Origin of the sequence: Morganella psychrotolerans (assembly GCF_001676155.1) — a bacterium.
Taxonomy (GTDB): Bacteria; Pseudomonadota; Gammaproteobacteria; order Enterobacterales; family Enterobacteriaceae; genus Morganella; species Morganella psychrotolerans.
On record NZ_LZEW01000001.1, the window covers coordinates 1429804 to 1449529 of the forward strand.

Genomic DNA, 19726 nt, shown 5'->3' on the forward strand with positions numbered 1-19726 from the left:
GAAAGAAAAATATATAACCTGATAATAGATAAGAAAAATAAAATACTTGAATCAAAGTCGGTATTCCATAAAAGCTTTTATTCAAATGCATCAAAGGTTGTTTTTGATAAAAGAGGTATTCTATGCCTATCTAAATCTAAAAATAATATTTTAATGTGGTCTCATTATTCACACAACCATAGCGGAGTTATGTTTGAATTAAATAAGGATAATTTTAATTTAAATAAATCAGTATCCATGCATGATATAATGTATCAAAGTGATACCCCTGTATGTAGTTACAATGAACTCCTTAGTATAAACACTAGTTTATCTAGTGATGAAAACCTATTTAAAAAGAGTATATTAACAAAATCATCCTCATGGTCATATGAAGAAGAAGTTAGATTAATCAGAGCGATCACAAATGAAAATAGATTATTTTCATTTCCTAAAGAATCATTTAACGCCATTTATCTTGGCTGTAAAATAAAAGATGAAGAGAGAGAAGAAATCATCAGCAAGGTAAAAGAAAAATTACCTAACACATTATTATTCCAAACAGAAATCAATGGTGATAATTATAACTTAGATTATTATACAGTCCAATAACTATAGATAATACAAATAAAAAACGGAAAAATAGTCACCTATCGTTGTTGTTCAATTTCCCATATTGTACGCCTATCGTGATTGCAGCTTCCCGTTACGCTCTACATCTGCTTTCCTGATACCCATTAACTGCCCATTCGCGTTATCCAGCGCAGTCAACAGTGGTTCTATCCACTCAACCGCCCGGCAATATGTCAGTCGGCGGGTGGCAACGGAGCCAGTACCGGTTGTGTCAGTGATGCCGGGAGCGGAACGCATTGCTGATTCACGGATGGCGTAGGTGTGACTGAGCAACCCGTCAGCAACAGGCTGAGGAATATACAGATTACAGGTAGACTCTTTACGGATGATGGTGCGGTATTCAATCTGTTTCTCCTGTGATTTAGCATCTGCCTGCATGCTCCGACTGGCGTTTGCGGCAGCGGCTCGATCAAATATATCGAAGCTGGTGTAGGCATTATCAATCACCTTTTGCTGATCAGTGATTACCTTGTCTTTGTGCTGCCCTTCCGATTGCCCGGCTGACAGCAGGCTGAACATCCACAGCCCGAAGAACACCACACCCCACAGCCAGCCATTGAGTAAGACCGAAAGTACATTCTTCATAGCTCTTCACACTTGTAATGAATCACCCCAGCCTGCGGATGTCCCGGCAGCGGCTTACAGTAATTCGGAAGTGAATACAGATAACAACCTGCCAGAAGACTGGCTGTGAGTAAGATAATAGCGAGAATAATCAATGCTACAGGGTTCCGCGACATACTGCATTCTCCGTTTCGCGCCGGTTAATCAGCCCCTGCCATTGTTTACCACCGGCGAATATCCAGCGCTTCATTTCGCCACAGGCTCCGGTAATATCACCGGCATTCAGTTTGCGCAGCATCGTGGAGCGGGAAAACGCACCTGTCCCGATGTTGTAAACAAAAGAATAAATAGCCGCACGGATATTATCGTCAATCTGCACCTTTATCATCGGGTCAACGGTGCGGCGAACTTTTGTAAGATCCTCATGCAGTAAATTCAGGCATTCCGTTTTTGTGTACGTCTTACCGGGCTGAATATCTTTTCCGGTATATCCGTAACAAACCGTAAGGACACCGGCTACATCCTTATAAGGTGTATATTTCACGCCCTCTAACGTCTGGATCATAAAAAAGGCGGCGGTAACAGCGCCACCAGCAGCCAACAATACTATTTTACGGATGACATTATTTTTTATGATGCTTTCCTCTTGTTCTGAGCAAATGATCTTTGCGCTTGTAATACCAGTTCACTAAAAAAAGTACCGACAGTACAGATAATCCCGACGATTACTGCCCATTGATCTAAAGACAGAACGCCAAGTACAGATGTAATTAACCCCCATGTATAAGCCGTGGGGCTGGAATATTTATCAAGCATGAAGATATTCACACCGTATGGTGTGTTTCCTGTGTTGAAGATCCTGCGCTGTAAATATCGGAGAGCCGTTATCCGGAAATTACCGGGTTCAGAATTTAGTCATGATCACTACTGACAAATTCTGTCACTCACAGGGTCTATGATGAATAAAATGAAACAATCAGGAGGCATTATGTTTAAACCAGACAGCATTATTTTGTACGTCAGCGATGTTGACGAAAGCACCCGTTTTTATGCCGGTCTGCTCGACGCGAAGCCAATTGAGCAATACAGTGAGTTTTCCGTTTTTGCATTATCTGACAATATGATTTTAGGGCTTCAGGCTAAATCCGGAATAGATCCTAAACCTCAGCCTCAATTTGGTGGCGTTGAAATATGTATGTCCGATGTCAGTCATCAGGATGTTGATGATATATACAGCAAGTGGTGTGACCGGGGAGTTGAGATTATTATGAAGCCGACAACGCTGGATTTTGGTTATACTTTTGTAGCAATAGATCCGGACGGACACCGGCTGAGAGTCTGTGCTACAGATACGTCCAATATTGATTAAGCATACATGCCATCCGGGAGTGCCGGGAAATTAAAGCGACAATATTTCAGCTTTAGTCTGCTCAAAGCGCTCTTTTTCCAGCTCCACGCCAAGCACCCGGCGGTTATTTTTCAGTGCCGCTTTTATTGTCGCACCTGATCCCATAAAAAAATCAGCAACCAAATCACCTTCGCGGCTGCTGGTTTTAATAATGTGCTCCATCATATCAGCCGGTTTTTCACAAGGATGCTTTCCGGCATAAAACGGAACCGGCGGAAATGTCCATACATCGATATAAGGCACATCAACTGAAACGGAAAAATAACGACGGAGTAACTGGTATTGTTCAGATTGCTCATGAAACTTATTTCGCAATTCATCCTGCTCACGGATTAAATCAGCATACTCCCGGTTCAGTAAATTAGTCAGTTGACGTTCATCTGCTACTCGCTGAAAAAGTACCTGTAATTTTTGGTAATCACCAATAGCAGGCAATTGCCACTGACTGTATCCGAACCAGTGTGATGACATCTGTTTGCCGGTTGCCCGGTGAATATCTTTTATGCTGATATTCAGCGCATCACGCGCCTGCCGGAAATAATCAATCAACGGGGTAAATACACTTTTTTTCAAATCATTCTGCCGCTGGTGATATTCACTGCACTTACCTTTAACCGGTCCACGATAATGCTCGGCAAATAAAATCCGCTCCGTAGAAGGAAAGTAACTGCGCAATTTGTCCTTACCCTGTCGTTGCCACCGCCCGGAAGGTTTTGCCCATATAATATGGTTCAGAACATTAAACCGCTCGCGCAGCAGCAACTCAGTATCGGCTGCCAGCCGGGAACCACAAAACAGGTACAGGCTGCCATTGGGTTTCAGTACCCGCCAGAATTCAGCCATCATTTCATCCAGCCATGAGAGATAAGCAGAAACATCCGTCCATTGGTTATCCCAGGCACAGCTTTTTACCTGAAAATAAGGCGGGTCTGTGGCGATTAAATCAATACAATTATCGGGGAGTGTTTTGATATAACTGAGGGAATCATCGTTGATTAAAAACGGTACATTTGATACAGATATTTCATCCATAAATAAGGATAACCTTATATTTTTATTGTTTACATATATATCATGATTGATTTCAGAAAGGACATCATCTTATTGAATTATATTCAATAACAGGCAGATATAAAAATCTCATTATTTGACAAAACTACAACAATTTTATTCATATTACAAGCATGCAGCCAGAAATAAAATTTAAAAGTATCACACTCGAGTAGTCATTTAAATTTCTATGTGACATGGATATCTTGTTTGTATATTATCTCACTGCGTTAACTTTCATAATTACATTTAAATAAATTACACCGATATTGTTATTCTTAAAATAATTAGATTAAGGATGTTTTTGATGAAAAGGATTTTTATTATTGCTCTCTGTTCATTGCTTCTCACCGGATGTGTTGTAAAAAAAGGAAATGACGGCCATCGGAGGAAGTAAAGCCGATGGAACGGTAAAGATGGGATATATATTCGGAGCATTTGAGATCCCTCAGATTGATGTATACCAGGCATCTGAATTAGCTGCAAAAAAAATGCTCCGTATGGGGATATACAGGGGCTGAAGCATTTGGCGGGCAGACACGCCGCTGTACGCAAATGGATAGATGGGGAATTTGTAACAGGACTGAGGTTTCAGTCGAATTTCAATGTATTGGCGGGAAATAACCCGTTAATTAAGATAATATTTAATACAAAATAAAATAGATTATTACTAATTTAAATAGGGAGAGTTCATCTCCCTATTTAAACCATGACTACCGGGATGATGAATTATCATATCTCTTTTAAATTAATATCTATGTATTTTTCCTCTGCATACATTTTTGATATTAATAATTCATAATACCCTTTCCAGTTCCGTGACCAGCTTGGCTGTGTTAATTCAGGCACCAGATGTTTAATCGCGGTATACGCCACAGAAGACGGCATCCGCTTATATCCCCTTCCGCTGCAACGCGGGCAATTCCGGAATACCGGCACCCCCTGTAATTCAGTTTGTTTTATATCAGGGATTTTACCGCGCCCCTTACATGCGCAGCGGTGAGCTATTTTTCCCTTACCTTTACACGTCCGGCACGCCTTACCGACCATTTCTTCCCGGATATCTGCTCCGATGACAACCTCTCCGGCGCGGTTGATAATCCCCGGATGTTTCACCACCGGCTTGCAGCAATACACCATCCCTTTTCCCTGACATTCAGTGCATTCCCCGGTACTGCCCGCTGAGCGGGCATAATCCTCAAATGCCATTTTTGCCAGGATCATCATACAGGGAGCCAGTTTATTTCCGGCCGCTTTCACCACCAGCACCGGTGCTGTTTTGAGGGCATACTGTGTCAGAGCTTCAATGGTTTTGATTTTATCCGCCTTGCTGACATTATGTTTCGCCAAAAAAGCATGAAGACCAAACTGCACATCGTCCCCTGCCATTGCGAGCATAGCCGCCGTATCCATGCCGGTATGCTTATCCGGTGAAGTCGATTTTATGTCATGGCTCAGGCTGACGGATGAAGGTGAAAACGCTTTTAACAGGTATTCAGATTTCATCAGGCAATTCCCCTCGTCTGACGGGAAAATGTTATCTGCCTGACTTCGCCGCCCGTATGGAGAACATCATTAAAATCCCCTTCATCCGGCCAGCGGACACAGACCGTCATCACATCATTTCCTGCCGATAAATTACGCCTGGCGCAGGTGAATGCCGCTGCATGACCGGCAGCACTGTTATCTGTATCGGCAAAAATAATCAGATGGCCGATCCCCCGGGGGGCAACAAATTTACCCATAAAGCCCGCATTCATGACTGACCATGTATTCACCCCGTAAATCTGTTTGCAGGACAGTGCTGTTTCAATGCCTTCCGCAATACCCAGAGTCGCGGCAGCCGGAAACAGTTTGATCGCCACTGAGTCCGCATACTCAAGATATGATTTGCTCTGGAGTGCAGTCATGCGCCTTATGACTGAACTACCTGTGAAAAAAGTCCGGTGCAGATAACACACCCGGTTTTTTCCGTCTGTTGCCAGCGCCCACAGTGACTGACAATGCCGGGTATCCATATCATTACCGGCAGGCGGTTTATCACAAAACCGGACATACTGTTCAGGTAACCGGCTGATCCCCCGGGACCGCAGATACGCTTGCGCAGATGTACCCGGTATATCAGACAGATTATTGAACTGGTTGAGAACACGATCCCGTGTACCGGTTGCGGTAATCGCTTCTGTCTGATAAGTCCCCCGGCTATGAACGCGACCAAGCAGCTGATCCACTTCATCCGACAGTTCCCTGAAGTTTTTTTTCCGGCTGCGCTCAAGCAATTGAAAACCGGTTCCGGCACTGCACACGCAAATGTAGGTTCCACGCCCGTCTTTATCGTCAATGCGAAATTTACCGCGTCTCCCGCACAACGGACATTTTCCTTTGAAATGCTTTTTTCCGGTAACCGGCGGCAAACCATAATGGCTGAATATTTTGTCCCACTGTCCTTGTGCTGCTTCCTTTGTATTCACGCTCAGCTCCCTGCTTTGTGAAATATTACCCAGCCAGAATAAGACCGTTTCCCTGCCAGTGATCTTTCTTTAAGATCAGCGTTTTTTCCTGGCAGGGCCTGCCCTTACACCCCTTTCAAAGATCACCCCCCTACCCCCCTGGAAAGTTTTCCCCTCTTTCCCGCCGGAAAATTATCCGGCTTCCGGCTGACTACTCCCTGTTAGCTGATATACTCGAAATGTACCTTCGGGAGACATTATGCACACCGGAAGTGTACCAACAAGAAACTTGTTACTAAAAGGTACATATTTTTAATTATGGATATGAAAACAATTGATCAGATCAGAGCCGATAACACACGCACTCTCCGTGATGCCATCGGCGGAAATACTGCATTTTCAGCAAGGATAAACCGCGAACCAACACAGGTAAGCCGCCTGATCGGTATCAATCCGACAAAAAGAATCGGAAACACGATAGCGCGGCATATTGAGGAATGTTTTGACTTAGTCACCGGTTGGTTAGATCAGGAGCATCCTGAAAAAATTCAATCGAATGATGAATATATAACCCCGCTGAATCATCTTAAAATCAGGCATGTCCCGCTGCTGACCCGGCAGCAGGCAGCTACAGCCTCAACGACAAAAAGCACCGCTGCGCACAATAATCACGGGGAATACTATGCCTGCCCGGTTCCCTGCGGAAAAAACACCTTTGCGCTGGCGGTAACCGGGGATGCAATGGCACCGGATTACACCAGTGGAGAAATTGCGTTTATTGATCCCAATATATCCCCCTCAGAGGGCGATACTGTTCTTGCCTGTTCAGCCGGAAACGGCGAGATTATTTTCCGGCAGTTTATGAATGATGGCTATACAGCGATACTGAAATCCGTTAATCCGGATTGGCCTAATCAATATATTGAAATAACAGATAATATTGAATTAATGGGTACAGTCATAATTTCATTTAAAATTAGAAAAAAATAATCTTAAAATTCAATTAGTAACCCTTTCACTAACATGTAAGGGTTATTTTGGGCTTGACGATGTACCAATTGAATACATAATGGCGAAAACGACCCAAAAAGGAACATTTGCATGGATAACTTACGAAATAAAACTAAACAGCTCTGTTCATTAATACTGGCTATTCATGAACTTAAAAGTGCCGGTTTTTCTAACTGTGACCTGAAGATAATGATGGGACTGACGTTGGATTTAAGTTTTCAGCTACAATTATTGGTTGAGGAAACTATCCCGGCCCCTGATGTAAATTAATCCTTACCCCTGTAATTCAATAGTACGAATTAATTCTACAACATAATTTAATCTTAAATCAATATTAATAAAACGATCTTAATATAATTATTTAATTCCTAATGAATAATAAAGATATCAATAAAGGAGTATTGATATGATAGTTAACACATAATGTATAACAACCTAATCAACGCAAAAGCAGTTATTTATAATTATTTTATTAAATGGATTTATACACATACTATTATGAACAACACACAAAAAATAAATATGATGAAAATAATATATAAGAATAATGATTTACTGACGCCTGATGAAGTCTGTCATGTCCTCGGCGGGATCACGCGGAAAACACTGGTTTATTGGTGTAACAAGCATCGGCACAAAAAAATTACTGGCACCCATTCGTTTTTCTGCCAGGAATGTCCGTTATGAATATCAGAATGTCATGGCATTTAAAGAACAGTGCAGGGCTGTCTATTAGTCAGCGTTTTTTTAATGCGCAACAGGGCAACCTGAGCCAGTATGCTTTCCTCATGGGCGTTAAAGGCGATACGCTTTAACGCCATTTCTTCATCCAGTATCTCATCAGAAAAATCATAATGTTCGCCCATTGGATCATCACTTTTATTAGAATGATGAAGGCAAAATAAACTTATTTCTTTGGTATCCGAACGGGAATAGCCTTTCCTGCGCATCTGTACAATAATATTACTCTTCATAAATTTCCGGCACATTGTATTAAATGCCCCGGCACTGCCTTTAACTGTATTTTCGTGCTTAATACCCTTTACTGCGTCTTCCGGGCTGTATGTTTTTATAATCTTATCCAGTGAACGTTTTGCAAAAGGCACTGACGGATTACGCGGGCTAAGAAAAACGTACTCTTTATTACAGCCGGGGACAGAATCAGACCAGGCTTTTTGTTCAGCCAATATTTTTTTAATTGCCGCAGTCACCGGCAGGCGAAATTCTTTTTGTGTTTTCATTGCCCCGCGCATTCCGGTAACCCCTGCCGGATAAATAATTTCTGTCATGTCTTTATTGATATATTCCCATTTCAGATTACTGACATTAATCGGGCGCACCCCGGTTAATATCATATAGCGCAGTGCATTTTTCTGATGTGGCGAAATACAGGCAGCCAGGTTAATCCATAGGGCAGCAATAGATTCTATATCTGTATATAGCCGGGTAGGCTGTGGTCGCTGAACCCGTGAAGCCACATAATCATCCGGTAATAATGCGGCAATATTTTTGCCACCGGCATAGAGAGGAGAACCATATTTCCAGACACGGCGTAATTCTGCAAATAATTCCAGTGCATAGCTGTTTGATTTCGTTGCTATCCACTGGTCGAGAATATCCACCAGCCGGATATATTTCACATCACAGAATACTTCACGTCCGCCGAAACTGCCCTCAATCTGTTTCAGACGACAGCAATAGGTGTGATAACTCGCCGTACTCAGCTTATGACGCTTCACCTTGGCTTCCAGATCGGCCTTATAGCGATTTATCACCCTGTGCACTGACTCAGCCGTCAGTCCTTCTTTCGCGGTTTCCTGTGCCTTCTCACGCGCAATATCTAACGACAACTCCGGCCACTGACCCAATTTCCTGCCTTTTAACTGCATTCCTTTTGGAAACTCGGCATAAATGGTAACCTTACCGCCTTTGCTAAAATCAAATCGTAAAAAGTTATCCATTTCATACTTCGTTCTGCGGGATTTTTTGAGATAATTTAAGATAGTGACAGCAGCAGTAACACAAATTTTCATGTCCCGGCTTGTATAGGGCGGTTTACTGGCTTCCCAGCGTGATAACGCGGTTATATAATCAGCCTTACCGGCGTCTGCGGGGTCATTCGTAACACAAAGCTCCATAAAACTCCTTATTTTGCAGTCACTTATAGCGCGGCTCACAAACTAGGGTATTTTAGGGCAGGAGTAAAGGCTTGTGTTGCTATTTTGTGTTGCTGAGCCGGTAAATACAATGTTTTGATACTGGTTATATTTACACGTAAGGGTTAAATAGTAACGTATAAGTGCAAGATATAAGTTGCTGAATTTTAAATGATTTATATGGTGATAGCGACTATGGCGTTACTGATTACTGAGCGTTGTATCAATTGTGATATGTGTGAACCTGAATGCCCTAATGAAGCCATTTCAATGGGTGATTCTATCTATGAGATCAATCCTGACTTATGTACTGAATGTGTCGGGCATTATGATAAGCCGACCTGCCAGTCTGTTTGCCCGATAACGAATACTATTATTATCGACCCTGTGAATACAGAAACTCAGGAAATGCTGTGGGATAAATTTGTGCTGATACATCACGCAGATAAAATCTGACAGAGGCAATTTGACAGAGTAAGCGCGCCTGTAAACGGGCGCGGTACATTGAGGTACATTCAGGCGCGGTTTGTTTCGAGGATAACAGTAGCACAGGCGTAGTTGTGCTCATCCGCAATTGAGACATGATAGTGCGTCACTTCCCGGGCGGCTGCCAGTTCCCCGGCATAGCCGAGAAAGGTCAGGTTCGGCTTTCCCAGCGAATCATTACTCACTTCAAACTGATTAAACGCCAGCCCCTGACGGATCCCTGTTCCCAGGGCTTTTGAGGCGGCTTCTTTGACAGCAAAGCGTTTTGCCAGGAAACGGACGGGCTGTTTGTGCTGTAAATAAACATCCCATTCCGCTTCACTGAGGATACGTTTTGCAAAGCGGTCACCGGTACGTCCGATAACCGCTTCAATGCGACTTATTTCAACAATATCTGTACCAATGCCAACAATAGCCATTAACGACGGGCTTCTCTCAGCAACGTTTTCATCTCTGCAACCGCTGCGGCTAATCCGCTGAATACTGCGCGACCAATAATCGCATGACCGATATTCAGCTCATAAATGGCAGGGAGTGCAGCAATACGCTGAACATTATGATAGTTCAGACCGTGTCCGGCATTAACACTCAGACCTTTGCCCGCAGCATACGCAACGGCGTCTTTTATCCGGAAAAATTCTTTATCTTCTTCCTGTGAGGTCACTGCATCCGCGTAAGCACCAGTGTGAATTTCAATAAAAGGTGCACCGACATCATCTGCGGCATCAATCTGGGTATGATCCGGGTCGATAAACAGAGAAACTTTAATTCCTGCTTCAGTCAAACGCTTAACCGCGCGTGCGATTTTCTCTTTTTGTCCGGCGACATCCAGCCCGCCTTCAGTTGTAATTTCCTGGCGTTTCTCCGGCACCAGACAACAAAATACCGGTTTGATGCGACACGCGATATCAACCATTTCATCAGTAACCGCCATTTCCAGATTCATGCGGGTCTGAATAGTTTGTCTGAGAAGATCCACATCACGATCCGTAATATGACGGCGATCTTCCCGCAGGTGAACCGTGATCCCTTCTGCACCTGCCTGTTCTGCGATAAATGCCGCCTGAACCGGATCCGGATAGTTTGTGCCGCGTGCGTTACGGACAGTTGCAATGTGATCAATGTTTATGCCCAATAAAACTTCACTCATTTTTTAATCCTCAGGGTAACTTTTATTGTTCAGTTTAACCTTTTTCAACCGAAGAGGAACTACTGTGACTATTTTCTTTCGAAACCGGTGCCGGGCGCACAAATTGGCGAAATAATTCACGGCTTTTCAAGGGCTTTCCGCCCAGATAAGGTTTTAAGGCGATGCGGGTAAAGCGTTTGGCGGCACGTAATGTTTCCGCATCCGGAAACTCCCGTGTGGCAAGGGCTTTCAATTCACGTCCGGTAAAACTGCTGTTATCCACCACCAGGCTTGCAATAAACCCTTTTTCTTCGCGGTAGCGGTACGTCATGGTGTCGGAAACGTCCTGCCCGCTGCCTGCGCAGTGCAGAAAATCCACGCCATAACCGATGTGGTGTAACAGCGCCAGTTCGAACTGACGCAGTGCCTGTTCCGGTGTGGTTTCACTCGCCGCGAGATACTGAAGGCAGCGCAGATAATCAAAAAAGAGTGCGGAATAAATGACGCCGTTAGCCAGCAGGCGTGAGAGTAACTCATTGATATACAATCCGCTGTAGAGCACAGAGCCGGACAGAGGTAATGCGAGGGAGATAGGATCCGCGTCGCGCAGGGTTTTCAGTTCGCCCCGCCCGCCCCAGCGGATAAGCAGGGGCGTAAACGGTTGTAACGTCCCTTTCAGATGAGAACGGCGGCGGCGCGCACCTTTCGCCAGCAGGCGCTGCCGCCCTTCCTGTTCAGTGAACACATCCAGTATCAGACTGGTTTCACTGTAAGGGCGACTATGAAGCACAAAGGCGCGTTGCCAGCCGTCCATCGCTGATTTATTTCAGGTCGTCAGTGTAACCCAGACTGCGGAGTGCGCGTTCGTCATCTGCCCAGCCGGCTTTGACTTTCACCCACAGTTCCAGATGCACTTTGGCTTCAAACATGCGTTCCATATCGTGACGGGCTTCCGTTCCGATCGTTTTGATACGGCTGCCTTTGTTGCCGATAACCATTTTTTTCTGGCCATCACGCTCAACAAGGATCAGCGCATTGATATGGAATAACCCGGTTTCTGTCACTAAGAAACGTTCAATTTCAACAGTAACAGAGTACGGCAGTTCATCGCCCAGGAAACGCATCAGTTTTTCACGGATGATTTCTGAGGCCATAAAGCGCTGTGAACGGTCAGTAATGTAGTCTTCCGGGAAATGGAATGGCGCCTGCGGGATATGCTTGCGGGCAATTTTCGCGATGGTATCCACGTTCATTTTTTTCTCGGCGCTCAGCGGAACGACGTCGAGGAAATCCATCTGCTGACTTAAAAAAGCAATGTGCGGCAGCAGCTTGGTTTTGTCTTCAACATTGTCCACTTTGTTGATGGCGAGCAGAACCGGGCAATGCAGAGTGCGCACTTTATTCAGTACCATCTCATCATCCGGCGTCCAGTGGGTGCCTTCAACCATAAAAATCACCAGCTCCACATCACCGAGGGAGCTGCTGGCTGCGCGGTTCATCAGGCGGTTAATTGCCCGTTTTTCCTCAATGTGCAGCCCCGGGGTATCCACATAGATAATCTGATAATTATCTTGTGTGTCGATCCCCATAATGCGATGCCGCGTGGTTTGCGGTTTACGCGAGGTAATAGAGACTTTCTGCCCCAGTAACTGGTTCAGTAAGGTGGATTTGCCCACGTTAGGGCGTCCGACTATTGCGACAAATCCGCAATAGGTATTTTCTTCGCTCATTCAAGCTCCAACAAAATTAATGCTTGTTCCGCCGCGGCCTGTTCGGCTTTCCGACGGCTGGAACCGTTACCTTTAACCGGTTGTTCTACGCCGCTTATCTGGCAGTGAATAGTGAACTCCTGATCGTGAGCCTCACCTTTCACCTGAACAACAAGGTAATTCGGCAGAGGCAGATGACGCCCCTGCAAATATTCCTGTAACCGGGTTTTCGGATCTTTTTGTTTATCGCCCGGATAAATCTCACTGAGCCGGGACTCGTACCAACTGAGAATAATTTTCTCAACGGTCTGAATATCACTGTCGAGAAAAATACCGCCAATCAGTGCTTCGACGGTATCCGCGAGGATTGATTCACGACGACAGCCGCCGCTTTTCAACTCACCCGGCCCCAGGCGCAGACATTCGCCGAGGTTAAACTCACGGGCCAGTTCTGCCAGGGTATTTCCGCGCACTAATGTGGCGCGCATACGGCTCATATCGCCTTCATCCACTTTAGGGAAACGGTGATATAAGTCATTGGCAATGACAAAACTTAAAATGGAATCACCCAAAAACTCCAGGCGTTCGTTATGTTTGCTGCTGGCACTGCGATGTGTCAGCGCCTGCATTAATAAATCGTGTTGTGCAAAAGTATAGCCGATTTTACGTTGCAGCTGGTTTATTACTATCGGGTTCATGTGCGACCAAATAAAGAGTGTGGAGTTTATAAAAGGCACACGCAACAGACCTGTAGCGACGGAAAAACCGTAATACAAAACTGTTGCGTTTGCACTGGCTCTCCGGTTGCCGGAGAGCCAGTCATTTAGCGGGCATATTCTACACTGTGATACGCAGTAATGCTCAGCAAATTCTCGTTTTTCTACTCTATGCGTCCGAAACGGCTGAAGCGCAGGCCTGTAGGCCATTCGCCTTCCTGCTTCTCAAGGCTTAACCAGATGAAACTCGCACGGCCAACCAGGTTCTGTTCAGGAACAAATCCCCAGACGCGGCTGTCAGAGCTGTTATCACGGTTATCGCCCATCATAAAGTAATGTCCCTGCGGTACAACCCAGGTATACGCCGGTAATCCCGGCTGGCGGAACAGACGCTGTTCACCGATACTCTGTGGTGTAATTTCAGGTACAGTCAGAATGTGGTGAGCCACCGGTCCCAGGTTTTCAATGCGTTCAGCCTGGCGGCGATAGCCTATTTCCATATCATCTTCAATCGGGAACTGGCGTGAGCCATTCATAAATGCGCCGCCCATCGGGGATTTTTCCCAGTGGTTTGCCCATTCACTTTCATATTCCTGACCATAAGTCACCGGCAGAGTTTCACAGTTATCCTGATCTTTATTGCATGCAGGATAAATTTGTAACTCTTTGGTGTACGGATCGTAGATCAGTTTATCGCCCGGCAGACCAATCACGCGTTTGACATAATCCAGCGTCGGATCTTCCGGATATTTAAACACGGCTATATCTCCGCGCTTTGGTTCACCGGTTTTAATCAGCGTGGTTTGCGTGATCGGGTCTTTTAACCCGTACGCATATTTTTCCACCAGCATGAAATCGCCGATCAACAACGTCGGCATCATTGAGCCGGACGGGATCTGAAACGGCTCATAAATAAATGAGCGGACAATCAGAACAATTGCCAGAACCGGGAACAGGGATGCGGTGCTTTCCACCCACGTCGGCTTCGCCACTGTGGCGGCCAGATGCGACTGATCCATTGTTCCTTCAGTCAGTTCCGCCATGCGCGCCAGTTTTTTCTTGCGGGCAGGCTGAATTTTAAATTTATTCACCGCCCAGACAATCCCGGTAACCAATGTTGCCAGGGTCAGGATCAGCGCAAAAGTGTTCGCCATTAGATTTCCTTACAACCTGATGAATTAATTATCTTTACCAACATGAAGAATGGCTAAAAATGCCTCTTGCGGCAACTCAACGTTCCCGACCTGCTTCATACGTTTCTTACCGTCTTTCTGCTTCTGCAACAGTTTCTTCTTACGGCTGACGTCACCACCGTAGCATTTAGCCAGGACGTTTTTACGCAACTGTTTCACTGTTGAACGCGCAATAATATGCATACCGATAGCCGCCTGAATCGCGATATCAAACTGCTGGCGCGGAATTAATTCCTTCATTTTCTCAACCAGTTCACGACCACGGTACATTGAATTTTCGCGGTGCGTGATCAATGCCAGCGCATCAACCCGCTCACTATTGATAAGAATATCAACACGAACCATGTCAGATGTCTGAAAGCGTTTGAAGTTATAATCCAGTGATGCATAGCCGCGCGAAGTGGATTTCAGACGATCAAAGAAGTCCAGAACCACTTCTGCCATCGGGATTTCATAGGTCAGCGCAACCTGATTACCGTGATACACCATGTTAGTCTGCACACCGCGCTTTTCAATACACAGGGTGATGACATTCCCCAGATACTGTTGCGGCAGCAGCATATTACATTCTGCGATAGGCTCACGCAGCTCTTCGATATTGTTCAGTGCCGGTAATTTGGACGGGCTGTCAACATAGATAGTTTCCCCGCCGGTGGTCAGCACTTCATACACAACGGTCGGCGCGGTGGTGATAAGATCGAGATCATATTCACGCTCCAGACGCTCCTGAATAATCTCCATATGCAGAAGACCCAGGAAGCCGCAGCGGAAACCAAAGCCCAGTGCTGTGGAACTTTCCGGCTCATAGAATAATGAAGCATCATTCAGGCTGAGTTTACCCAGCGCATCACGGAAGGCTTCATAATCATCAGAACTGACCGGGAACAGACCCGCGTACACCTGCGGTTTGACTTTTTTAAAGCCCGGCAGTGCTTTTTCGGCAGGCTGACGTGCACTGGTCAAGGTATCCCCGACCGGCGCACCTAAAATGTCTTTAATTGCACAGACAACCCAGCCCGCTTCGCCACATCTGAGAATATCTTTATCCACCTGTTTTGGTGTAAAAATACCCACACGATCCGCGTTATAGACCTGACCGGTGCTCATGACTTTGATTTTATCGCCTTTGCGCAGTGTGCCGTTTTTAATCCGCACAAGTGACACCACGCCGAGGTAGTTATCAAACCAAGAGTCAACAATCAGCGCCTGTAAAGGTGCATCAGGATCACCCTTTGGTGGCGGAATATCACGCACCAGGCGCTCGATAACCTCGATAACACCCACGCCGGTTTTCGCCGAGCAACGCACTGCGTCTGCCGCTTCAATACCGACGATATCTTCAATCTCTTCTGCCACGCGCTCAGGTTCAGCTGCCGGCAGGTCAATTTTGTTCAGAACCGGAACAACTTCCAGATTCATTTCCATGGCGGTATAGCAGTTCGCCAGCGTCTGCGCTTCAACACCCTGCCCGGCATCGACCACCAGCAGCGCACCTTCACATGCTGCCAGTGAGCGGGAAACTTCATAAGAGAAGTCAACGTGACCCGGGGTATCGATGAAATTCAGCTGGTAGGTTTCACCGTTCTGAGCAGTGTAATCCAGCGTCACACTCTGTGCTTTGATCGTAATGCCGCGCTCGCGTTCCAGATCCATTGAGTCCAGAACCTGCGCTTCCATTTCACGGTCGGATAACCCACCGCAAATCTGAATAATGCGATCCGATAACGTTGATTTACCGTGATCGATATGAGCAATAATGGAAAAATTTCGTATGTGGTTAATTTTCAAGATAAAATTCTTCTCTGAAATGCCCTATAAAACTAGCTTTGGACACCTGTACGGACTCAAAGCCAACACTCTATATTGCTGGTTGATAGACATATTGGCAGCATTCTACATGCTACAGACACTCAACTCAAAGAAACGTTCATTTTGCGGGGGAAAAATCACACTTTACCTGGTGGGAAAGGGACGGGAGATATCAGACCATACTGAGTATGATAACAAAGGCAATGCTGTCCGGACGTATCAGCCTTACTTTGTGAATAACCGGAAATATGTCAGTGATGACAGTGCGCGGCAGGATCTGTATCCCAATACACATTATTACGAGCCGCCGGGTTGGGGGCATAACGTTGTCACCAAAAAAGGTTATCAGCGGTGGATACTGTTTACCCCGTGGTTTGTCATCAGTGAGTATGAAAACAACGCAGCAAAATAAATAATATTAACAGTGCAATAACAAACAGCCTGCTGCCGGCAGGCGGTTTGTTTTTTAGTCATAATTTATATGCGTAATTTTTCCGGGCGTACAGTCACAACCCACAGCACGGGCAATTTTATGTCCCTGCTCAAAAGAAAATGCCGGATTTGTTACCGGACTGAACATGTCGATATAGGAATAGCAAACATTCATGACCAAAAAAATCCCCGCCGGATACCGGCAGGGATTTTTTTATTATCAGACTAATTACAGTTCACTCATGCATCTCAACACTAAGTTCTGACGGCGGCAGCCCGATTTGCAGAATAACCGGTTCATAATCACCGGTATCACCTAAGCGGCGGGCAATGTTTCGTGCCAGCAGAAAACCGGCAACACCACCCAGCACACCACCAACCGGCACCAGTGCCTGGCTCTCCGCCAGCGCCTGTGCCAGACCGGCTCCGATGAATAATCCCAGCAGTGGAGTAAGATAGACCAGCATTGCTGAGCGCAGCAGACTTCCTTCCGGAATGCCCACTTCCACTTTTTGCCCGGTAACCAGCGGTTCACTCACGGGGACTTCCAGCTGATGTTCGGCTTCCGGTCCCAGTTTATTGAGCAGATACGAGCCGCATGCGGCTTTCGCTTTACAACTGCCGCAACCGGCTGATGAACCATAACGCAATACCGCGCGCCCGTCCTGCCAGCGCACGACGGTCGCCCATTCTTTCACCATATCAACCTCCGCTGAACGTCACCCCGTCAGCAACCTGCCTGGCTGTCGCCATCGGCAATTCACCAAAAATCGTGATTTCGTTATTACCTTTACGTAAGGTATACAGCGTACGTGAACCCTGGCGCAATGTCTGTTGATTTTCTGGGATCTTAACTGCCTTCGCGACATTCACTGAAAACGAGAATACCCCGTCACTGAACATCACGGTTTCAATCCACTCTTGTGCACCGACCTGACGGCGGTTGCGGGTCAGTTCTTTAAACCCGTTCGGCAGACGCATAACATCCCAGTCAAATTTTATATTCTCAGACTGAGGAATCGCGAGGACAGGCGGCATAGTCACCGCCTGTATTGCTTTCAGCGATTCCGTCACACCGGGACTGTTTACCGACACAGACACCACACGGAACTGCTCCAGCGAAACATTGTTCAGATCCAGTAACTCGACCTGGAGCGGCAGACCGCTCTCTTCATCTACGACAACAATATAGTTATAACGGGAGTTATCTTTTGACGTGATCCGCACTACGCGTCCCGGGTGATCCCCGATATGAATGCGACCCACATCAATAAAATTATAATAGGCTTTCAGTGCAGAAAAATCGGCAAAAATAATAGCTGGCAGATAATCAACAATATGGTTACCGGTCAGACTGAATGAGTCCAGCCCCGGTTCATAATAGCTGATTTCCTGACCCCGCTGGACGATTTCCCGCCGCGAGCTGTCCATCTGCATAATTTGTGCAACCGGCTGCCCGTTCATCTGCGCATGGCGGTAACGGACAGGAATAATGCCTTTCGGGGAAATGGTAATAAAAGCAAGTTCATAATTGAGAGTACGGGAAGCATCACCCATTTTCTGCAACAATGCCTCAGCACTTTGTGATTGTGCTGAGGCAGGTGCTGCAGATAACAGGCTGCCCGTCAGGAGAACAACGGATAACCAGATTCGTTTCATTACCACACTACGGCTGTGATTGGCGGGACACACTACCCTGTTTCGGGGCGGATGTCGGTTTAACATCAGACTGACCGTCAGTGTGAGCACGGCGATCCAGTTCATACTGCTGTAAGATAGCGTTCAGACGCGCACCGCGTTCCTGATCCATCTGACTCTGAGGTGCAAGACCTGCGCCACTTTTCAGATCAAGGCTGACCGGTGAGGCGCTGCCCATAAACGGAACAGTGTTAAAAGCAGATGCATCACCTGTTGCCACACTCTCAGTGCCGTCAGTATTATACTGCTGAACACCCACGATGACCGCGAGTGAAACACATGCAGCCATACCAATCTGTGTAAACTGACTGGCCCACGGGCGCAATTTGGCAACAAAACTGTAGTCACGCCATGTTTTCGGTTCAGGCTGAGATTCGGGAATAGCCTGAGGTGTAATATAAACCGGCTCCTGCGCCAGTGCATCAGCTACCCGGGCTGCGATGTCAAAATGCATGACATCAGGCAAGTCTCCACGCATTGCATCGCGGATAAGATGATAATCTGACCAGCTTTTTTGCAGGTCTGTATCACTTGTCAGTCCGGTAACCCATTCACTGTCAAGAGTTTCTCCGTCCATCAGTGCGGAAAGTGTCTCTTTTTGCATGCCAAAGTTCCCTTCAGTGTTGTTAAGCGCTCACTAATATTGTATCAGTGGCTGAACTTTATTATCGATGGCTTCACGCGCACGGAAAATACGGGAACGAACCGTACCAACCGGACACTCCATAATCACGGCTATCTCTTCATAGCTCAGACCATCGAGTTCGCGCAGTGTAATCGCCGTTTTCAAATCCTCAGGTAAGGAATCGATCGTGCGGAAAACCACCGCTCTTAATTCTTCAGACAACATTAAATTCTCAGGGTTCGATATTTCTTTTAATGCGCCCGATGCTTCAAAATTTTCCGCATCGCTTGCATCCACATCACTTGACGGCGGACGACGCCCCTGAGCAACCAGATAATTCTTTGCTGTATTAACCGCAATACGGTACAGCCAGGTATAAAATGCACTGTCACCACGGAACGACCCGATAGCGCGGTATGCCTTAATAAAGGACTCCTGCGCCACATCCGGAACATCACCCTGCGGAACATAGCGGGAAACTAAACTCGCCACTTTATGCTGATAACGTATAACCAACATATTGAAGGCGTTTTGATCCCCTGTCTGTACCCGATCAACCAGCATTTGATCTGTTAACTGCTCGCTCATGCGCAGTGTTCTCTCCTGAAGCTCAGTTTCACTGTTTCTCTTACCTGTTCCGCTTCACTTCAATATGAGCAAGCGATACTTTGAGTCAGG

25 protein-coding genes and 1 pseudogene are annotated in these 19726 nt (G+C 46.1%); 8 read left to right on the forward strand and 18 right to left on the reverse strand.

The window, feature by feature from the left end; all coding sequences use genetic code 11:
• The first annotated feature begins 153 nt into the window (after nucleotides 1-153).
• Nucleotides 154-591: a DUF2971 domain-containing protein gene (locus tag AYY16_RS06965; RefSeq protein WP_082970618.1), complete on the forward strand. Its 438-nt coding sequence runs from the start codon at nucleotides 154-156 to the stop codon at nucleotides 589-591.
• A 72-nt stretch (nucleotides 592-663) separates the two neighbouring features.
• Here the strand turns inward: AYY16_RS06965 and AYY16_RS06970 are convergent, their stop codons facing one another.
• The 3 genes and pseudogenes from AYY16_RS06970 to AYY16_RS19630 all read right to left on the reverse strand — a co-directional run bounded on the left by AYY16_RS06970 (nucleotide 664) and on the right by AYY16_RS19630 (nucleotide 1992).
• A complete protein-coding gene (locus AYY16_RS06970) occupies nucleotides 664-1197 on the reverse strand; it encodes a hypothetical protein (RefSeq protein WP_067363810.1) in 534 nt (177 codons plus the stop codon).
• A 136-nt stretch (nucleotides 1198-1333) separates the two neighbouring features.
• The gene (locus AYY16_RS06975) at nucleotides 1334-1741 is read right to left on the reverse strand and encodes a lysozyme (protein ID WP_082970619.1); all 408 of its coding nucleotides are present in this window, start codon (nucleotides 1739-1741) and stop codon (nucleotides 1334-1336) included.
• Nucleotides 1742-1799: 58 nt separating this feature from the next.
• Nucleotides 1800-1992, reverse strand: a pseudogene (locus AYY16_RS19630) (phage holin family protein).
• A gap of 172 nt (nucleotides 1993-2164) precedes the next feature.
• Between AYY16_RS19630 and AYY16_RS06980 the strand changes: the two are divergent.
• The gene (locus AYY16_RS06980; protein WP_067364844.1) at nucleotides 2165-2545 is read left to right on the forward strand and encodes a VOC family protein; all 381 of its coding nucleotides are present in this window, start codon (nucleotides 2165-2167) and stop codon (nucleotides 2543-2545) included.
• 30 nt (nucleotides 2546-2575) lie between these two features.
• Here the strand turns inward: AYY16_RS06980 and AYY16_RS06985 are convergent, their stop codons facing one another.
• The gene (locus AYY16_RS06985; RefSeq protein WP_190973065.1) at nucleotides 2576-3616 is read right to left on the reverse strand and encodes a DNA-methyltransferase; all 1041 of its coding nucleotides are present in this window, start codon (nucleotides 3614-3616) and stop codon (nucleotides 2576-2578) included.
• Between the two features lie 434 nt (nucleotides 3617-4050).
• Here AYY16_RS06985 and AYY16_RS21410 point away from each other — a divergent pair, with 434 nt between their 5' ends.
• The gene (locus tag AYY16_RS21410; protein ID WP_268874132.1) at nucleotides 4051-4155 is read left to right on the forward strand and encodes a hypothetical protein; all 105 of its coding nucleotides are present in this window, start codon (nucleotides 4051-4053) and stop codon (nucleotides 4153-4155) included.
• Nucleotides 4115-4258: a YecR family lipoprotein gene (yecR, locus tag AYY16_RS06990; protein ID WP_268874133.1), complete on the forward strand. Its 144-nt coding sequence runs from the start codon at nucleotides 4115-4117 to the stop codon at nucleotides 4256-4258. Before AYY16_RS21410 ends, yecR begins: the two co-directional genes overlap by 41 nt.
• A gap of 108 nt (nucleotides 4259-4366) precedes the next feature.
• Here yecR and AYY16_RS06995 read toward each other — a convergent pair whose 3' ends face one another.
• The gene (locus AYY16_RS06995; protein ID WP_067363815.1) at nucleotides 4367-5140 is read right to left on the reverse strand and encodes an antitermination protein Q; all 774 of its coding nucleotides are present in this window, start codon (nucleotides 5138-5140) and stop codon (nucleotides 4367-4369) included.
• Nucleotides 5140-6105: a toprim domain-containing protein gene (locus AYY16_RS07000; protein ID WP_067363819.1), complete on the reverse strand. Its 966-nt coding sequence runs from the start codon at nucleotides 6103-6105 to the stop codon at nucleotides 5140-5142. Before AYY16_RS07000 ends, AYY16_RS06995 begins: the two co-directional genes overlap by 1 nt.
• 297 nt (nucleotides 6106-6402) lie before the next feature.
• Between AYY16_RS07000 and AYY16_RS07005 the strand changes: the two genes are divergently transcribed.
• Together AYY16_RS07005 and AYY16_RS07010 are read left to right on the forward strand one after the other, a co-directional pair.
• Complete coding sequence (locus tag AYY16_RS07005; RefSeq protein WP_082970620.1) at nucleotides 6403-7074, forward strand: S24 family peptidase; 672 nt, start codon at nucleotides 6403-6405, stop codon at nucleotides 7072-7074.
• 111 nt (nucleotides 7075-7185) lie between these two features.
• Complete coding sequence (locus AYY16_RS07010; RefSeq protein WP_067363822.1) at nucleotides 7186-7365, forward strand: hypothetical protein; 180 nt, start codon at nucleotides 7186-7188, stop codon at nucleotides 7363-7365.
• 437 nt (nucleotides 7366-7802) lie between these two features.
• On the opposite strand, the gene AYY16_RS07020 is transcribed toward AYY16_RS07010, so the two are convergent.
• Nucleotides 7803-9233: a site-specific integrase gene (locus AYY16_RS07020; protein ID WP_067363824.1), complete on the reverse strand. Its 1431-nt coding sequence runs from the start codon at nucleotides 9231-9233 to the stop codon at nucleotides 7803-7805.
• A gap of 213 nt (nucleotides 9234-9446) precedes the next feature.
• Between AYY16_RS07020 and AYY16_RS07025 the strand changes: the two genes are divergently transcribed.
• Nucleotides 9447-9707 (forward strand): YfhL family 4Fe-4S dicluster ferredoxin, encoded by a 261-nt coding sequence (locus AYY16_RS07025; protein WP_067364853.1) that lies wholly within the window; start codon nucleotides 9447-9449, stop codon nucleotides 9705-9707.
• Nucleotides 9708-9766: 59 nt separating this feature from the next.
• On the opposite strand, the gene acpS is transcribed toward AYY16_RS07025, so the two are convergent.
• The 7 genes from acpS to lepA all read right to left on the reverse strand — a co-directional run bounded on the left by acpS (nucleotide 9767) and on the right by lepA (nucleotide 16266).
• A complete protein-coding gene (gene acpS, locus AYY16_RS07030; RefSeq protein ID WP_067363827.1) occupies nucleotides 9767-10156 on the reverse strand; it encodes a holo-ACP synthase in 390 nt (129 codons plus the stop codon).
• Nucleotides 10156-10887 carry a pyridoxine 5'-phosphate synthase gene (pdxJ, locus tag AYY16_RS07035; RefSeq protein ID WP_067363830.1) on the reverse strand — a complete coding sequence of 244 codons (732 nt, stop codon included), beginning with the start codon at nucleotides 10885-10887 and terminating at the stop codon, nucleotides 10156-10158. The genes acpS and pdxJ overlap by 1 nt, the downstream gene beginning before the upstream one ends.
• A 34-nt stretch (nucleotides 10888-10921) precedes the next feature.
• On the reverse strand, nucleotides 10922-11680 hold the full coding sequence (gene recO / locus AYY16_RS07040; RefSeq protein ID WP_067363833.1) for a DNA repair protein RecO: 759 nt from the start codon (nucleotides 11678-11680) through the stop codon (nucleotides 10922-10924).
• Nucleotides 11681-11687: 7 nt separating this feature from the next.
• Nucleotides 11688-12596, reverse strand: coding sequence for a GTPase Era (era, locus tag AYY16_RS07045; RefSeq protein ID WP_067363836.1), 909 nt, complete (start codon nucleotides 12594-12596; stop codon nucleotides 11688-11690).
• Nucleotides 12593-13273 (reverse strand): ribonuclease III, encoded by a 681-nt coding sequence (rnc, locus tag AYY16_RS07050; protein ID WP_067364863.1) that lies wholly within the window; start codon nucleotides 13271-13273, stop codon nucleotides 12593-12595. Before rnc ends, era begins: the two co-directional genes overlap by 4 nt.
• 182 nt (nucleotides 13274-13455) lie before the next feature.
• Nucleotides 13456-14445, reverse strand: a complete 990-nt coding sequence (gene lepB, locus AYY16_RS07055) for a signal peptidase I (RefSeq protein ID WP_067363839.1) — start codon at nucleotides 14443-14445, stop codon at nucleotides 13456-13458.
• A 24-nt stretch (nucleotides 14446-14469) separates the two neighbouring features.
• Nucleotides 14470-16266: a translation elongation factor 4 gene (gene lepA, locus AYY16_RS07060; protein ID WP_067364873.1), complete on the reverse strand. Its 1797-nt coding sequence runs from the start codon at nucleotides 16264-16266 to the stop codon at nucleotides 14470-14472.
• A 115-nt stretch (nucleotides 16267-16381) separates the two neighbouring features.
• Here lepA and AYY16_RS07065 point away from each other — a divergent pair, with 115 nt between their 5' ends.
• Nucleotides 16382-16705, forward strand: coding sequence for a hypothetical protein (locus AYY16_RS07065; protein WP_067363842.1), 324 nt, complete (start codon nucleotides 16382-16384; stop codon nucleotides 16703-16705).
• 256 nt (nucleotides 16706-16961) lie between these two features.
• On the opposite strand, the gene rseC is transcribed toward AYY16_RS07065, so the two are convergent.
• From rseC to rpoE, 4 genes are read right to left on the reverse strand one after another with little or no spacing between them, the layout of a single operon-like run.
• Nucleotides 16962-17426 (reverse strand): SoxR-reducing system protein RseC, encoded by a 465-nt coding sequence (rseC, locus tag AYY16_RS07070; RefSeq protein ID WP_067363845.1) that lies wholly within the window; start codon nucleotides 17424-17426, stop codon nucleotides 16962-16964.
• A gap of 1 nt (nucleotide 17427) precedes the next feature.
• Nucleotides 17428-18384 carry a sigma-E factor regulatory protein RseB gene (gene rseB, locus AYY16_RS07075; RefSeq protein WP_067363848.1) on the reverse strand — a complete coding sequence of 319 codons (957 nt, stop codon included), beginning with the start codon at nucleotides 18382-18384 and terminating at the stop codon, nucleotides 17428-17430.
• A 7-nt stretch (nucleotides 18385-18391) separates the two neighbouring features.
• Nucleotides 18392-19027: an anti-sigma-E factor RseA gene (rseA, locus tag AYY16_RS07080; protein WP_067363851.1), complete on the reverse strand. Its 636-nt coding sequence runs from the start codon at nucleotides 19025-19027 to the stop codon at nucleotides 18392-18394.
• Nucleotides 19028-19060: 33 nt separating this feature from the next.
• On the reverse strand, nucleotides 19061-19636 hold the full coding sequence (rpoE, locus tag AYY16_RS07085; RefSeq protein ID WP_067363854.1) for an RNA polymerase sigma factor RpoE: 576 nt from the start codon (nucleotides 19634-19636) through the stop codon (nucleotides 19061-19063).
• Nucleotides 19637-19726 lie beyond the last annotated feature (90 nt).

What these genes read in the sequence shown, in the direction of transcription:
- AYY16_RS06965 (WP_082970618.1), top strand. Translation starts at nt 154, where the DNA reads ATGTGGTCTCATTATTCACACAACCATAGCGGAGTTATGTTTGAATTA.
- AYY16_RS06970 (WP_067363810.1), bottom strand. Translation starts at nt 1,197, where the DNA reads ATGAAGAATGTACTTTCGGTCTTACTCAATGGCTGGCTGTGGGGTGTG.
- AYY16_RS06975 (WP_082970619.1), bottom strand. Translation starts at nt 1,741, where the DNA reads ATGATCCAGACGTTAGAGGGCGTGAAATATACACCTTATAAGGATGTA.
- AYY16_RS06980 (WP_067364844.1), top strand. Translation starts at nt 2,165, where the DNA reads ATGTTTAAACCAGACAGCATTATTTTGTACGTCAGCGATGTTGACGAA.
- AYY16_RS06985 (WP_190973065.1), bottom strand. Translation starts at nt 3,616, where the DNA reads ATGGATGAAATATCTGTATCAAATGTACCGTTTTTAATCAACGATGAT.
- AYY16_RS21410 (WP_268874132.1), top strand. Translation starts at nt 4,051, where the DNA reads ATGGGATATATATTCGGAGCATTTGAGATCCCTCAGATTGATGTATAC.
- AYY16_RS06995 (WP_067363815.1), bottom strand. Translation starts at nt 5,140, where the DNA reads ATGAAATCTGAATACCTGTTAAAAGCGTTTTCACCTTCATCCGTCAGC.
- AYY16_RS07005 (WP_082970620.1), top strand. Translation starts at nt 6,403, where the DNA reads ATGGATATGAAAACAATTGATCAGATCAGAGCCGATAACACACGCACT.
- AYY16_RS07010 (WP_067363822.1), top strand. Translation starts at nt 7,186, where the DNA reads ATGGATAACTTACGAAATAAAACTAAACAGCTCTGTTCATTAATACTG.
- AYY16_RS07020 (WP_067363824.1), bottom strand. Translation starts at nt 9,233, where the DNA reads ATGGAGCTTTGTGTTACGAATGACCCCGCAGACGCCGGTAAGGCTGAT.
- AYY16_RS07025 (WP_067364853.1), top strand. Translation starts at nt 9,447, where the DNA reads ATGGCGTTACTGATTACTGAGCGTTGTATCAATTGTGATATGTGTGAA.
- acpS (WP_067363827.1), bottom strand. Translation starts at nt 10,156, where the DNA reads ATGGCTATTGTTGGCATTGGTACAGATATTGTTGAAATAAGTCGCATT.
- pdxJ (WP_067363830.1), bottom strand. Translation starts at nt 10,887, where the DNA reads ATGAGTGAAGTTTTATTGGGCATAAACATTGATCACATTGCAACTGTC.
- recO (WP_067363833.1), bottom strand. Translation starts at nt 11,680, where the DNA reads ATGGACGGCTGGCAACGCGCCTTTGTGCTTCATAGTCGCCCTTACAGT.
- era (WP_067363836.1), bottom strand. Translation starts at nt 12,596, where the DNA reads ATGAGCGAAGAAAATACCTATTGCGGATTTGTCGCAATAGTCGGACGC.
- rnc (WP_067364863.1), bottom strand. Translation starts at nt 13,273, where the DNA reads ATGAACCCGATAGTAATAAACCAGCTGCAACGTAAAATCGGCTATACT.
- lepB (WP_067363839.1), bottom strand. Translation starts at nt 14,445, where the DNA reads ATGGCGAACACTTTTGCGCTGATCCTGACCCTGGCAACATTGGTTACC.
- AYY16_RS07065 (WP_067363842.1), top strand. Translation starts at nt 16,382, where the DNA reads ATGCTACAGACACTCAACTCAAAGAAACGTTCATTTTGCGGGGGAAAA.
- rseC (WP_067363845.1), bottom strand. Translation starts at nt 17,426, where the DNA reads ATGGTGAAAGAATGGGCGACCGTCGTGCGCTGGCAGGACGGGCGCGCG.
- rseB (WP_067363848.1), bottom strand. Translation starts at nt 18,384, where the DNA reads ATGAAACGAATCTGGTTATCCGTTGTTCTCCTGACGGGCAGCCTGTTA.
- rseA (WP_067363851.1), bottom strand. Translation starts at nt 19,027, where the DNA reads ATGCAAAAAGAGACACTTTCCGCACTGATGGACGGAGAAACTCTTGAC.
- rpoE (WP_067363854.1), bottom strand. Translation starts at nt 19,636, where the DNA reads ATGAGCGAGCAGTTAACAGATCAAATGCTGGTTGATCGGGTACAGACA.